We start from the raw sequence: 13,785 nt of genomic DNA on the forward strand, positions 1-13,785 counted from the left end.
GGGGCGGTACGTCCGGTACCCGTCGCGGACTGGAACGGTCATTCAGGACAAGGGTGGACATGAGTTCGTCCGACTTCAGCGAGTTCGCCCCGTTCGGCGACCCCGGTGACCCCGGCAACCGGCCCGCCCGGCTGGCCGTCGGCGTGGTCGGCACCGGCCGGGTGGGCCCCGCGCTGGGCGCGGCGCTCCAGCTCGCCGGGCACACCGTGGTCGCCGCCTCCGGGGTGTCCGCCGTCTCCCGCCGCCGCGCCGAGGCGCTGCTGCCGGGCGTGCGGATCGTCACCCCGCCGCAGGTCCTGGCCGCCGCCGACCTGGTACTGCTGACCGTCCCGGACGACGCGCTGGCCGACCTGGTGGGCGGCCTCGCCGCCACCGGCGCCGTCCGCCCCGGGCAGCTGCTGGTGCACACCTCCGGCGCGCACGGCGTCGGCATCCTGGAGCCCGCCACCCGGGCCGGGGCGCTGCCGCTGGCCCTGCACCCGGCGATGACCTTCACCGGCACCTCGGTGGACCTGGCCAGGCTGGCCGGCTGCCCGTTCGGCGTGACCGCGCCCGAGGAGCTGCGGCCGGTCGCCGAGGCCCTGGTGGTGGAGATGGGCGGCGAGCCCGAGTGGGTGCCCGAGGAGGTCCGCCCGCTCTACCACACCGCCCTCGCCCACGGCTCGAACCACCTGGTCACCCTGGTCGCCCAGGCGATGGACCTGCTGCGCACGGCCGGCGTCGCCGAGCCGGGCCGGATGCTCGGCCCGCTGCTGGGCGCCGCCCTGGACAACAGCCTGCGCTCCGGCGACGCGGCCCTCACCGGTCCGGTCGCCCGGGGCGACTCGGGCACCGTACGGCGCCACCTGGCGCAGCTCAGTACGGTGTCCCCGGACATCCCGGCGGCCTACCGTGCGATGGCCCGCGCCACCGCACAGCGGGCGCTCGCCAACGGGACGATCGACGAAACGTCGGCGGCGGCGCTGCTGGACGTACTGAACGAGGAGAAGCCCTAGATGGCACGCGGTAAGCAGTCGAACAAGCCCCAGCGGACGCCGAAGGTCCACCGGGCCGTCGTCACCCGCACCGTGGACGAATTCGAGGCCGCGTTCTGGCCGGACGAGCAGCCGGTGGACAACGCCGTCGTGATGACCATGGGCGCGCTGCACGAGGGCCACGCCGCGCTGGTCCGGGCCGCCCGCAAGCAGGTCGGCCGGGACGGCCGGGTCGCGGTGACGGTCTTCGTCAACCCGCTCCAGTTCGGCGCGGGCGAGGACCTGGAGCGCTACCCGCGCAGCCTCGACGAGGACGTGCGGCTGGCCGAGGAGAACGGCGCCGACGTGGTCTTCGCGCCGTCCGTCGAGGAGGTCTACCCGAACGGCGAGCCGCAGGTGCGCCTGGTGGCCGGCCCGATGGGCGAGCGCTACGAGGGCGCCACCCGGCCCGGCCACTTCGACGGTGTGCTGACCGTGGTCGCCAAGCTGCTCCACATCAGCGACCCGGACTTCGCGTTCTTCGGCGAGAAGGACGCCCAGCAGCTGGCGATCATCCAGCGGATGGTCGCCGACCTGGACTTCGACGTCGAGATCGTCGGCGTGCCGACCGTCCGCGAGGAGGACGGCCTGGCGCTGTCCTCGCGCAACCGCTACCTCTCGGCGGAGGAGCGCGCCCACGCGCTCGCCCTGTCCAAGGCCCTGTTCGCCGGCCGGGACGCCGCCGCGCAGGGCCCGAAGGCCGTCCGCGAGGCCGCCTCCGCCGCCCTGGACGGCGCCGAGGGCGTCACCCTGGACTACCTCGCCCTGATCGACCCGCACGACTTCTCGGAGGCGGCGGAGGACTTCCAGGGCGAGGCGGTGCTGGCCGTCGCCGCGAAGGTGGGCCCGACCCGCCTGATCGACAACGTCCGCATCATCGTTCGCTGAGACACCGGCAGCGACACCGGCAGCGACACCCACAGCAACACCCCCCTTCAGGCATGCACTCACAGGAGGCGTGACCCGCAATGCTCCGCACCATGCTCAAGTCCAAGATCCACCGGGCCACCGTGACCCAGGCCGACCTGCACTACGTGGGATCCGTCACGGTGGACGAGGACCTGCTCGACGCCGCCGACCTGCTCCCCGGCGAGCTGGTCCACATCGTCGACATCAACAACGGCGCCCGGCTGGAGACGTACACCATCGCCGGCCCGCGCGGCTCCGGCGTGATCGGCATCAACGGCGCCGCCGCCCGCCTCGTCCACCCGGGCGACCTCGTCATACTCATCGCCTACGGGCAGATGGACACGGCCGAGGCCAAGGGCTACGAACCGAGGATCGTCTTCGTGGACGAGCGGAACCGGATCACCGGCCTGGGCGGGGACGCCGCCGAGGCCCAGGAGGGCACCGGGCTGCTCCGGGGGGACAGGGCGTACGGTGACGGCAACGGCGCGGCCGACGCCGCCTCGCGCTGAAGGAGCCACCCAACCCATGTCCACGCACCGCCTCACCGCTCCGGCCCCCGGCTGGACCGCCACCACCGACGTGGTCGTGGTCGGCTCCGGGGTCGCCGGCCTCACCGTCGCGCTCAACGTCCGCAAGGCCGGCCTGCGGGCCATGGTGGTCACCAAGGCGATGCTGGACGACGGCTCCACCCGCTGGGCCCAGGGCGGCATCGCGGCCGCCCTGGGCGAGGGGGACACCCCCGAACAGCACCTGGACGACACCCTGGTGGCCGGCGCCGGACTCTGCGACGAGGAGGCCGTGCGCACCCTGGTCACCGAGGGCCCGGACGCCGTCCGCCGGCTGATCGCGGTCGGCGCCGCCTTCGACCGCGGCGCGGCCGGCGAGATCCTGCTGACCCGCGAGGGCGGCCACCACCGCAACCGGATCGCGCACGCGGGCGGGGACGCGACCGGCGCCGAGATATCGCGCGCCCTGGTCGCCGCCGTCCGCACCGACCCGGCCATCGAGCTGATCGAGCACGCGCTGGTGCTCGACCTGCTGACCGACGCCGAGGGCCACGCCGCCGGGCTCACCCTGCACGTGATGGGCGAGGGCGCGCGCGACGGCGTCGGCGCCGTCCGGGCCCGCGCGGTGGTGCTCGCCACCGGCGGCATGGGCCAGGTCTTCTCGGCCACCACCAACCCGGCGGTCTCCACCGGCGACGGCGTGGCGCTCGCGCTGCGGGCCGGCGCCGCCGTCACCGACCTGGAGTTCGTCCAGTTCCACCCGACCGTGCTCTGGCTCGGCCCGGAGGCCGAGGGCCAGCAGCCGCTGGTCTCCGAGGCCGTGCGCGGCGAGGGCGCCCACCTGGTGGACGCGGACGGCGTCCGGTTCATGCTCGGGCAGCACGAGCTGGCCGAACTGGCCCCGCGCGACATCGTCGCCAAGGCGATCACCCGGCGCATGCAGGAGCAGGGCGCCGAGCACATGTTCCTGGACGGGCGGCACTTCGGCGCCGAGATGTGGGAGCGGCGCTTCCCGACCATCCTCGCCTCCTGCCGCGCCCACGGCATCGACCCGGTCACCGAGCCGATCCCGGTCGCCCCGGCCGCCCACTACGCCTCCGGCGGCGTGCGCACCGACCCGCACGGCCGCACCAGCGTCCCCGGCCTGTACGCCTGCGGCGAGGTCGCCTGCACCGGGGTGCACGGCGCCAACCGGCTGGCCTCCAACTCGCTGCTGGAGGGCCTGGTCTTCGCCGAGCGGATCGCCGCCGACCTGGCCGCGCGGCACGGGGCCGGCGAACTGCCCGAGCGCACCGTGGACGTCGAGGCCGCCCGGTCGGCGCACGCCGTCCCGCTGCCCGCCTCCGAGGCGCGCGCCGAGATCCAGCGGCTGATGTCGCGCGGCGCGGGCGTGCTGCGCTCGGCCGCCTCGATGGCCGGCGCCGCGGCCGGCCTCACCCTGATCGCCGAGCAGGCGTACGCGCACGTCTCGGAGGAGAAGCCGGCCGACCCCCGGGTGGAGACCTGGGAGGCCGCCAACCTGCTGCTGGTCGCCACCGCTCTGGTCGCGGCCGCCGCGCAGCGCGCGGAGACCCGCGGCTGCCACTGGCGCGAGGACTTCCCCGAGCGCGACGACGCCCACTGGCGGCGCCACCTGATCACCACCCTCGCCGCCGCCGGCGGCCCGGTCAGCACCCCTGAGGAGCAGTAGAACCATGACCCACTCCCACGAGGAACTCCCGATGGCCGGCGGCTGCGGCGACGGCTGCGCCTGCGGGGACGGCGAGGGCTACGAGACCGGTCTGGACCCGCAGCTGGCCGAGCTGCTGGAGCAGGCCGGGCTGGACCCGGTCGAGGTCGAGGACATCGCCACCCTGGCGCTGGCCGAGGACCTGGCCGGCGGCGAGGACGTCACCTCGGTGGCGACCGTGCCCGCCGAGTCCGTCGCGACCGCCGACTTCACCGCCCGCCAGGCCGGCGTGGTGGCCGGCCTGCGGGTCGCCGAGGCGGTCGTCTCGCTGATCTGCGAGGAGGAGTTCGAGGTCGAGCGGCACGTCGAGGACGGCGACCGGGTGGAGGCCGGCCAGGTGCTGCTCTCCGTCCGCTCGCGCACCCGCGACCTGCTGACCGCCGAGCGCAGCGCGCTCAACCTGCTCTGCCACCTGTCCGGCATCGCCACCGCGACCCGCGCCTGGGCGGACGCCCTGGAGGGCACCGGCGCGGTGGTCCGGGACACCCGCAAGACCACCCCGGGCCTGCGCGCGCTGGAGAAGTTCGCGGTGCGCTGCGGCGGCGGCGCCAACCACCGGATGGCGCTCTCGGACGCGGCGCTGGTGAAGGACAACCACGTGGTCGCGGCCGGCGGCGTGGCCGAGGCCTTCCGGGCCGTCCGGGCCGCGTACCCGGAGCTGCCGGTCGAGGTCGAGGTGGACACCCTGGAGCAGATCCCACCGGTGCTCGAGGCCGGGGCGGACCTGATCCTGCTGGACAACTTCACCGTCGGGCAGCTGAAGGAGGCCGTGGCGCTGGTGGCCGGCCGGGCGAAGCTGGAGGCCTCCGGCGGACTGACCCTGGCCAGCGCGCGCGAGGTCGCCCAGACTGGTGTCGACTACCTGGCCGTGGGCGCGCTCACCCACTCCTCGCCGATCCTGGACATCGGCCTGGACCTGCGCGCCTGACCGTCAGCGGTCGAGCACAGACCCGTCCCGACTCGCAGAAAGCGCCCCATGCTCCTCACCATCGACGTCGGCAACACCCAGACCACGCTCGGCCTGTTCGACGGCGAGGACGTGGTGGAACACTGGCGGATCTCCACCGATCCGCGCCGCACGGCCGATGAACTGGCGGTGCTGCTGCAGGGGTTGATGGGCAACCACACCGCGGTCCGGGAGGCCGCGGTGGAGGGCCTGGCGATCTGCTCGTCCGTCCCCGCCGTGCTCCACGAGCTCCGCGAGGTGACCCGCCGCTACTACGGCGACGTCCCCGCGGTGATCGTGGAGCCCGGCGTGAAGACCGGGGTGCACGTCCTGATGGACAACCCCAAGGAGGTCGGCGCCGACCGGATCGTCAACGCACTGGCCGCCAACCACCTGTACGGCGGTCCGTGCATCGTGGTCGACTTCGGCACCGCGACCACCTTCGACGCCGTCAACGCGCGCGGCGACTACGTCGGCGGGGCGATCGCCCCGGGCATCGAGATCTCGGTCGAGGCGCTCGGCGTCCGCGGCGCCCAGCTGCGCAAGATCGAACTGGCCCGTCCGCGCAACGTGATCGGCAAGAACACCGTCGAGGGGATGCAGTCCGGCATCCTCTACGGCTTCGCTGGCCAGGTCGACGGCCTGGTCGAGCGGATGGCCCGGGAGCTCGCCAAGGACCCGGACGACGTCCAGGTGATCGCCACCGGCGGTCTCGCCTCCCTGGTCCTCGGCGAGGCCACCACCATCGACGTGCACGAGCCCTGGCTGACCCTGATCGGCCTGCGCCTGGTGTACGAGCGCAACCGACCCGCCGCCTGAGCCCCTCGGTCGCGGGGCTGCCGAGCGGCGCTCAGCTGCCGGGCTTCGGGAAGGCCGGCAGGGTTTGCGGGCCGGTCGTCACCCCATCCCAGGGATACAAGGTGACTCCCGGGGCCGGAGTGATCGGGAGGGTCCCCGGTGCGGGGGGCGTGGGCGTGGGCGCCGGACCGGTGGGCTTCCCCGCCCGCGGGTCCGGCAGCGCGGCCACCACCTGCTGCCAGCGCGGGGCCTTCACCACCGCGGCGAGCTGGTCCGGTGTCAGTGGCGGGTCGGTGCGGGTGATCGGCGCGCCCTGCTCCAGCGGCTTGCGGTTCCACTCCTGGATCGACACCTGGTAGCCGCTCCCGGACAGCTTGGCGGACCACATCTTGGAGCCGGCCGGCTCGCCGTCGCGCGTCCCGGCCTGGTAGACCCGCAGGTGCTCGCCGCCCGGGAGGTCCGACTCGGTGCAGGTGTCGCCCGGGGTCGTCGTGGCCGGGCAGCCGGTGTCGCCGACGCGGCCCATGATCCAGAACAGGTACTGGACCGCGCCGTTCCCGTCGTCCAGGACCAGCCGCAGCTGCGGGATGTCGCTCTCGGTCCCTCGGGCCTCCCCCACCGTCACCGCCCCCTGCGGCAGCAGTTCGGTGAGCATCTGCTGGAACTCCGGTCCCGAGACCGGGGCCGCGGACGCGCTCGGCGCCCCGCCCGACGCCGGGCCGGCCACCGCCGGGGCGACCTGCCCGGGCAGCAGGCCGCCGAGCGCGGCTCCGCCCACCCCGACCAGGGCCAGGGCGGCGGCGCCCGCCGCGGTGCCGACCCGCCGCCTGCGGCGCAGCCGGCGCCCGTGCGACCAGCCGGTGTCGACCAGCCGGCCGGCCTCGGTCTCGAAGGCCCCGCCGGCCGCGCCGATGGCCTCGGCGAAGGCCCGCTCGAACCGCTCGTCGGGCCCGTCGTGTTCTGCGGACATGCTGAACCAACCTCTCTACCTGGTGAGTTGACGTGATCAGTGGGGGTCGTGAGAGCCGGCTCAGCGTTCGGCCGGCATGTCGAGGCTGTCGCCGAGCACGGTGCGGATCCGGCCGAGCGCCCGGAAGGACTGGGTACGGACGGCGCCCGGGGTGCTCTGCAGGATCGCGGCGGTCTCCTCGACGCTGCGGTCCTCCCAGTAGCGCAGCACCAGCACCGCCCGGTCCCGCGGCGTGAGCCGGCCGAGCGCGTCCACCAGGGTCAGCCGCAGCTCCGGGTCGCCCTGCGGGGCCGCGCCGTCCGGCACCGCGTCGACCGGCCGCTCGCCGCTGGAGCGGCGGCCGCGGTGCGAGAGGAAGGCCCGCACCAGCACGGTGTGGGCGTACCCGGCCGGATTGTCGATCCGCCGCTTGGCCCCGAACCACGAGGTGCGGTGCCACTGGACGTAGATCCGCCCGAGCGCCTCCTGCACCAGGTCCTCGGCGAGGTGGGTGTCCCCGCCGGTGAGCAGGCAGGCCGACCGGTAGAGCGGTCTGGCGCGGCCGGCCGCGAAGGCCTGGAAGTCCTCGTCCCGGCCCCGGCCGCGGGCCGCCTGTTCCTGATCGTCCGGTCGCATCCTGCCCGGCCCCTCCCTCGTTCGTCCCTGACACCTGGATGACCAGGCGGGCCCCGGGCGGCGTTACAGATGGCGGCGAAACGCTTTTTCACCGGGCCGGACGCCGGTGGTTCGGCGCGACGTTACCGACAAATCGGATATTCCTCACGTAGTGTCAGTCCATGCCTACGCCACACGGATCGCGCGGCGGCATGGCCTTCAGCGCCGACGAAGTCCGCGTGCTGCGCCGCGCCCTCGCCCAAGCCCTGCACCCCGCCGTCCCCATCCACCTCCAGGGGCCCGACCGGCCGGCGTTCTCCGGACCGGGCGCCGAACTGTGGGCGGAGGACGTCCAGGACGCCCTGCGCCTGACCGAGGCGATCGACGAGGCCGTCCAGGAGGGCGGGCGGCTGCGCGCCTTCCTGCTCGCCGACCTCGGACGCTACCGCTCCGCCCTGCCCGGCAGCGCCCCCGGCTACCTGCAGCGGCTGGAGGAGGCGGTGACCGACGGATACCTGCCCGGCCCCGAGGACCTCACCGCGCTGCGCGGGCTGACCCGCCAGCCCTGCGGCCAGGGCGAGCGGGCCCGCCGCTCCCGGCTCGCCGGGCGCTGCCACGCGCTGGCCGAGGCCGCCGTCCGCGAGCGGCTCGCCCTCCACACCGGGGCGCCCCGCCACCTGGTGGCCGTACCGAGCCCCGCCGCACCGCCGAACAGTCACCCCACCCCTGTAGGAGGACGGACCCCCATGAGCAGCACCGACTCCCGCCCCGAGCAGCCCGCCGCCGCGACGAACCCGCCGCCCCGTCCGCACCGGATGCCCACCCCCGCCGAACTGTTCGGCCGCCGCCCCAAGCCCCCCACCCGACCGGCCCCGCCGGCCGACCGGACCCCCGAGGACGTGGAGGACGTCGAACTCGCCACCGGCACCGGCTGAGCCTGCCGTACCGCCCCCGGAGGGGAGACCGCCGTCGCGGTCTCCCCTCCGTCCGCATGCCGGTCCATGTGTCGACAATGCCGTCGTCCCGCCGGCCGCCGACGGTCACGTCTTCATAACTTCCCCCCGCTGACCAGGCCGTTCGGTCCCGACCTGGGCGAATTGATGACGGATCAACCGGGTTGACGGCCGCTCGACAATCCCTAGGGTGCGGATCCTCACCACTCCATTCGCGGGGGATTCACATGCACTCGACTCGCACGCGCCGGTTCCTCGGCGCGGGCACGGCCACGGTCGTGGCCGCCCTGGCCGCCGGCACCGCGGCCCTCCCGGCGCACGCCGCCGGCACCCAGCTCAGGATCTTCCCGACCGGCACGATCCAGATCTCGACCCAGCCGGCCGCCCAGCCGCAGTTCGGCGAGAACATCCACCTGCGGATCGGCCGGACCGGCACCGGCGTCGTGAACGGCGTCAAGCTCGCGTTCGACACCACCGGCATCGACGGGCTGGCCACGCTCAGCGTCCCGGGCTGCGCCACCGCGGGCAAGGTGATCACCTGCGACATCTGGCGCCTCGACCTGGAGAACATCAACATCACCAGCCACCCGTGGCTGAGTGCCGTCGCGGGTGTCCGCCCCGGCTCCACCGGGACCGTCCACGCCACCCTCAGCGCGCCCGGCGCCGAGACCGCCGAGGCCGACATCCGGGTGGAGATCGGCGGTGCCGGCTTCCGCACCAAGGCGCCCTCGGAGCAGCTCGGCGTCAAGGTCGGCAGCACGCTCCCGTCGACTCTGGCCTTCGCCAACCACGGCGAGTCCGCGGCCCAGCGGGCGGTCGTCGAGGTCTACCTGACCCCCGGCCTCGACGTGGCCACCTGGCCCTCCAACTGCGAGTACGCGAAGGACAAGGGCGACTGGGCGGGCCACGGCTTCGGATCCCCGATGCCCACCGTGCACGGCATCTGCACCATCGAGGGCGAGATCGCCCCCGGCGAGGCCGTCAAGCTGAACGGCCTCGACCTCACCGTGGGCGCGGACGCCCGCTACGCCTTCGCCGGCTACTCCGTCTTCCCCGCCGAGGGCGTGTACGGCAGCGGCGCCGCGGACCTGCGCCGGCAGCTGTCGTTCCAGCGCGGCACGGGCGCTCCCGCCACCCTGGTGAAGACCTCCGGTGAGGGGATCCCGGACGGCCTCGACATGAACGCCTACAACACCGAGCAGGAGGTCCTCGCCGACAACAGCGCCGACTTCGCGGTGAACGGCTCCTGGGCACCGGACGCCTCCGGCACCACCGGCACCTTCACCCTCGGCGCCGTCAACAACGGCCCGGCCTCGGTCATGGACCGCAGCGGCGGCGAGGCCGCGCCCGACCTCACCGTGCAGTTCCCGGAGGGGGTCACCGTCACCGGCCTCCCCGCGACCTGCCAGCCGAACGACTACGTGCTCGGCCAGAAGTCCGACAAGCCGCTCAACAAGTTCTCCTGCGACGGGCTGGGCTCGTTCTTCATCCCGGCCGGCGCCACCAACTCCCACAAGCTGACCCTCTCGGTCCCCGCGGGCACCGGTGAGCTGACCGCGACGGTCTCCCTGCAGAACACGACCAGCGCGTACGAGCCGGGCCACCCCAGCGCCGTCATGAGCTGGGACCACAACCCCGCCAACGACCTGCTGCAGGTGGACCTGCGGGCCGCCCCGGGCGGCACCCCCGGCAGCGGTGGCACGCCCGCCCCGACCCCCACCGGGACGCCCACCGAAGCGCCCGTCACCGAGCCCTCCCCCGCGCCGACCGGCGCGGTCGTCCCGGCCGGCCTCACCGGCAAGGACTCCACCGGTCCCGACGCGGCGGCCGACCCGGGCACCGGCGGCACGCGCACCGGCTCCACCACGCGCACCGGCTCCGGCACCGACCGGGCCACCGGCGACAGCCTGGCCAGCACCGGCAGCTCCGCCGCCCTCCCGCTGGCCGCGACGAGCGCCGCCGCCGTGCTGCTCGGCACCGCCGGTCTGGTCACCGCCCGCCGGCTCCGGGCCCGCCGCGACGGCTGACCCCGCCGCACCGCCGCCGTGAGGGGGGAGCGCCGTCGCGCTCTCCCCTCACGGCAATCCCGGCGCGGAGCACCACGTGTGGCTGGCTACCCTTGTGGGGTGAGCGATCAGAGCCTTGTTCCCGCGACCGACGACCTCCCCGAGCAGATGCGCGTCCGGCGCGAGAAGCTGGACCGGCTCCGGGCGGCCGGTGTCGACCCGTACCCGGTCGGATTCCCCCGCACCACCACCATCGCGGACCTGCGTACCAAGCACCCCGACCTGGAGCCGGACACCGCCACCGGCGAGCGGGCCGGCGTCACCGGCCGCGTGATCCTCTCCCGCACCGGCGGCAAGCTCTGCTTCGCCACCCTGCGCGACGGCACCGGCGACCTCCAGGTGATGTTCTCCCTGGACAAGCTGGGCGCGGAGCGGCTGGCGGCCTGGAAGGCCGACATCGACCTCGGCGACCAGGTCGGCGTCGAGGGCGAGGTGATCACCTCCAAGCGCGGCGAGCTGTCCGTGATGGTGGACCGCTGGGAACTCACCGCCAAGTGCCTGCGCCCGCTGCCGGACAAGCACAAGGGCCTGACCGACCCGGAGGCCCGGGTCCGCCAGCGCTACGTGGACCTGATCGTCAACCCCGAGGCCCGGGAGATCCTGCACCTGCGCAGCAAGGTCGTCCGCTCGATCCGCCGCACCTACGAGGACCGCGGCTACATCGAGGTCGAGACCCCGATGCTCCAGCCGGTGCACGGCGGCGCCAACGCTCGTCCGTTCAAGACGCACATCAACGCGTACGACATCGACCTCTACATGCGCATCGCCCCCGAGCTGTACCTCAAGCGGCTGGTGGTCGGCGGCGCCGAGAAGGTCTTCGAGATCAACCGCAACTTCCGCAACGAGGGCGCGGACTCCACCCACAACCCGGAGTTCACCTCGCTGGAGTCGTACGAGGCGTACGGCGACTACGACACCCAGGCCGAGCTGATCCGCGAGACGATCGTCAACGCGGCCCGGGACGCGCTGGGCACCACGGTGATCAGGGGCGTGGACGCGCACGGCGTCGAGCACGAGATCGACCTGGCCGAGCCGTGGGAGGAGGTCCGCGTCTACCCGGGCATCTCCGCCCGCCTGGGCGCCGAGGTCACCCCGGAGACCAGTGTCGAGGAGCTGCGCAAGCTGGCCACCGAGCACGGCATCCCGTTCGAGAAGGACTGGGGCCACGGTCAGATCGTCCTGGAGATGGTCGAGCGCCTGCTGGAGGAGAACGCCGTCCGGCCGACCTTCATCAAGGACTACCCGACCGAGGTCTCCCCGCTGACCCGCCAGCACCGCTCGCAGCCCGGCGTGGCCGAGAAGTGGGACCTGGTGATCTTCGGGACCGAGATCGGCACCGCCTACTCCGAGCTGGTCGACCCGGTCGAGCAGCGCGCCCGCCTCACCGCCCAGTCGCTGCTGGCGGCCGGCGGCGACGTCGAGGCCATGCAGGTGGACGAGGACTTCCTGCGCGCCCTGGAGTACGCGATGCCCCCGACCGGTGGCCTCGGCCTCGGCGTGGACCGCCTGATCATGCTGCTGACCGGCAAGAACATCCGGGAGACGGTGCTCTTCCCGCTGGTGAAGCCGGAGCCGAAGGCTTCCGCCGCGACGGCGGAGAAGACCGAGGAGGAGTGACCTGATGGACTACGTCAGCGCGATCGTGCCGCCGCTGGTCATGGCGATCGGCTTCGGATTCCTGGTGCGGGCCATCATCCGCAGCCAGGGCGGGGCCCAGCGGGCCAAGGAAGACCTCGACTGACACCGTCAGCCGCCCGAACGACCGGCGCGCCGCCATTCCCGATTCCCGGGGGTGGCGGCGCGCCGGTTTGGCGCACTTCACAAGATTTGCCCCATTCACTCCCTATCCTGGCCGCACTATGGTCCGGCAACTCGGCGAACTTGAGAACGCCATCATGACCCGGGTGTGGCAGTGGAACCGACCGGTCACGGTTCGCGAGGTTCTCCTGGATCTGCGGTCGGAACGCGAAATCGCGTACACCACGGTGATGACCGTCCTGGACAAGCTCCACAGAAAGGGCTGGCTGCGCCGCGAGCGGGTCGGCCGGGCCTATCGATATGAACCGGTCTCCTCGCGTGAGGCGTACACGGCGGCCCTGATGAACGACGCCTGGGCCACCAGTGACAATCCGGCGGCGGCCCTGGTGCACTTCTTCGGCCTGATGTCCCCCGAGCAACGCGAAGCGCTCCGGGACGCCTTGCGGGTGGCCGCACTGTTCCCGTCCGATCCGACCGGCGCGGATTCCGCGGACGACGGACCGGATACCGGTGGGACGGAACCGGGAGCGGCGCGATAACGTCCCGACCATGGAGGTCACCATCCGCCGGGCGCGGACCACGGACGTGCGGGCAGTGCGCGGGCTCATCGACGCCTACTCCCGCGACGGCATTCTGCTGGACAAGCCCACAGTCACACTGTTCGAATCCGTCCAGGAGTTCTGGGTCGCGGAACGCGACGACAACGGCGCGGTGGTGGCCTGCGGTGCGCTGCACGTGATGTGGGAGGACCTCGCCGAGGTCCGCACGCTCGCCGTGGATCCGGTCGTCCGGGGCCACGGGATCGGGCACCTGCTGCTGGAGAAGCTGGTGCAGACGGCACGCTGGCTGGGCGTCCGTCGGATTTTCTGCTTGACGTTCGAGGTCGCGTTCTTCGCGAAACACGGTTTCGTCGAGATCGGCGAGCTCCAGGAAACCGATGATGGTACGACAGACCCGGCGGCGATCGCTACGGATGTCTATGAAGAACTCCTCCGCTCGTACGATGAAGGCGTCGCCGAGTTCCTCGACCTGGAGCGGGTGAAGCCCAACACACTGGGCAACTCGCGCATGCTGCTGCACCTCTGAGCCGCTCCACCCGGGTCAAGGGTTTGTGTTTTCCGGAGAAAGGCGCTTTCCTTTCCTTAGGCAATGGGTCGTTTAGCGGAAAGGGAAGCCCGTGGCACAGAGGGTGCAGGTCATTCTTGAAGACGATCTCGACGGCGGTTCGGCGGACGAGACGGTGACGTTCGCGCTCGACGGCGTTGCCTACGAGATCGACCTGAAGAGCGCGAACGCGGACAAGCTCCGCGGTCTGCTGGCGCCGTACGTCGAGAAGGGCCGCAAGCAGAGCGGCCGGCTCGCCGGTGCCCGCCGCCCGGGCCGCGGCGGTGCCGCGCGTCCGTCCGGCGGCGGTGCGCCCGACACCGCCAAGATCCGCGCGTGGGCCAAGGAGCAGGGCCTGGAGGTCAACGACCGCGGTCGCGTTCCGAGCAACGTCCGCGAGGCCTACGAGAAGGCCAACGCGTCCTGATCCCGGCGCCGC

14 protein-coding genes are annotated in these 13,785 nt (G+C 73.2%); 12 read left to right on the forward strand and 2 right to left on the reverse strand.

What is annotated here, in order from left to right; all coding sequences use genetic code 11:
* Positions 1-59: 59 nt before the first annotated feature.
* The 6 genes from ACGF13_RS01800 (at position 60) to ACGF13_RS01825 (ending at position 5,922) form a co-directional block, all read left to right on the forward strand.
* A complete protein-coding gene (locus tag ACGF13_RS01800) occupies positions 60-995 on the forward strand; it encodes a Rossmann-like and DUF2520 domain-containing protein (protein ID WP_392867772.1) in 936 nt (311 codons plus the stop codon).
* Entirely contained in the window at positions 996-1,901 is a 906-nt protein-coding gene (gene panC / locus ACGF13_RS01805) for a pantoate--beta-alanine ligase (protein ID WP_392867774.1), read from the forward strand.
* Positions 1,902-1,981: 80 nt separating this feature from the next.
* Positions 1,982-2,431 carry an aspartate 1-decarboxylase gene (gene panD / locus ACGF13_RS01810; RefSeq protein WP_392867777.1) on the forward strand — a complete coding sequence of 150 codons (450 nt, stop codon included), beginning with the start codon at positions 1,982-1,984 and terminating at the stop codon, positions 2,429-2,431.
* Positions 2,432-2,447: 16 nt separating this feature from the next.
* Entirely contained in the window at positions 2,448-4,118 is a 1,671-nt protein-coding gene (locus tag ACGF13_RS01815; protein ID WP_392867779.1) for an L-aspartate oxidase, read from the forward strand.
* Positions 4,119-4,122: 4 nt separating this feature from the next.
* Positions 4,123-5,085: a carboxylating nicotinate-nucleotide diphosphorylase gene (gene nadC, locus ACGF13_RS01820; protein ID WP_392867782.1), complete on the forward strand. Its 963-nt coding sequence runs from the start codon at positions 4,123-4,125 to the stop codon at positions 5,083-5,085.
* A gap of 48 nt (positions 5,086-5,133) precedes the next feature.
* The gene (locus tag ACGF13_RS01825; protein ID WP_392867785.1) at positions 5,134-5,922 is read left to right on the forward strand and encodes a type III pantothenate kinase; all 789 of its coding nucleotides are present in this window, start codon (positions 5,134-5,136) and stop codon (positions 5,920-5,922) included.
* Between the two features lie 31 nt (positions 5,923-5,953).
* Here ACGF13_RS01825 and ACGF13_RS01830 read toward each other — a convergent pair whose 3' ends face one another.
* Together ACGF13_RS01830 and ACGF13_RS01835 are read right to left on the reverse strand one after the other, a co-directional pair.
* Positions 5,954-6,871 (reverse strand): hypothetical protein, encoded by a 918-nt coding sequence (locus tag ACGF13_RS01830; RefSeq protein ID WP_392867787.1) that lies wholly within the window; start codon positions 6,869-6,871, stop codon positions 5,954-5,956.
* Between the two features lie 60 nt (positions 6,872-6,931).
* Positions 6,932-7,486, reverse strand: a complete 555-nt coding sequence (locus tag ACGF13_RS01835; protein ID WP_188297597.1) for a SigE family RNA polymerase sigma factor — start codon at positions 7,484-7,486, stop codon at positions 6,932-6,934.
* 161 nt (positions 7,487-7,647) lie between these two features.
* On the opposite strand from ACGF13_RS01835, the gene ACGF13_RS01840 reads away from it, so the two are divergent.
* The 6 genes from ACGF13_RS01840 to ACGF13_RS01865 all read left to right on the forward strand — a co-directional run bounded on the left by ACGF13_RS01840 (position 7,648) and on the right by ACGF13_RS01865 (position 13,773).
* Positions 7,648-8,400 carry a hypothetical protein gene (locus tag ACGF13_RS01840; RefSeq protein WP_392867789.1) on the forward strand — a complete coding sequence of 251 codons (753 nt, stop codon included), beginning with the start codon at positions 7,648-7,650 and terminating at the stop codon, positions 8,398-8,400.
* Between the two features lie 245 nt (positions 8,401-8,645).
* Entirely contained in the window at positions 8,646-10,445 is a 1,800-nt protein-coding gene (locus ACGF13_RS01845) for a hypothetical protein (protein WP_392867792.1), read from the forward strand.
* An 18-nt stretch (positions 10,446-10,463) separates the two neighbouring features.
* Positions 10,464-12,101: a bifunctional lysylphosphatidylglycerol synthetase/lysine--tRNA ligase LysX gene (gene lysX, locus ACGF13_RS01850; RefSeq protein WP_392867795.1), complete on the forward strand. Its 1,638-nt coding sequence runs from the start codon at positions 10,464-10,466 to the stop codon at positions 12,099-12,101.
* Positions 12,102-12,343: 242 nt separating this feature from the next.
* Entirely contained in the window at positions 12,344-12,781 is a 438-nt protein-coding gene (locus ACGF13_RS01855; protein WP_363380547.1) for a BlaI/MecI/CopY family transcriptional regulator, read from the forward strand.
* A gap of 10 nt (positions 12,782-12,791) precedes the next feature.
* Positions 12,792-13,328: an amino-acid N-acetyltransferase gene (locus tag ACGF13_RS01860; protein ID WP_392867798.1), complete on the forward strand. Its 537-nt coding sequence runs from the start codon at positions 12,792-12,794 to the stop codon at positions 13,326-13,328.
* Between the two features lie 91 nt (positions 13,329-13,419).
* Positions 13,420-13,773 carry an Lsr2 family protein gene (locus ACGF13_RS01865; protein WP_363380541.1) on the forward strand — a complete coding sequence of 118 codons (354 nt, stop codon included), beginning with the start codon at positions 13,420-13,422 and terminating at the stop codon, positions 13,771-13,773.
* Positions 13,774-13,785 lie beyond the last annotated feature (12 nt).

Source organism: Kitasatospora sp. NPDC048286, from assembly GCF_043201735.1.
Classification (GTDB): Bacteria; Actinomycetota; Actinomycetes; order Streptomycetales; family Streptomycetaceae; genus Kitasatospora.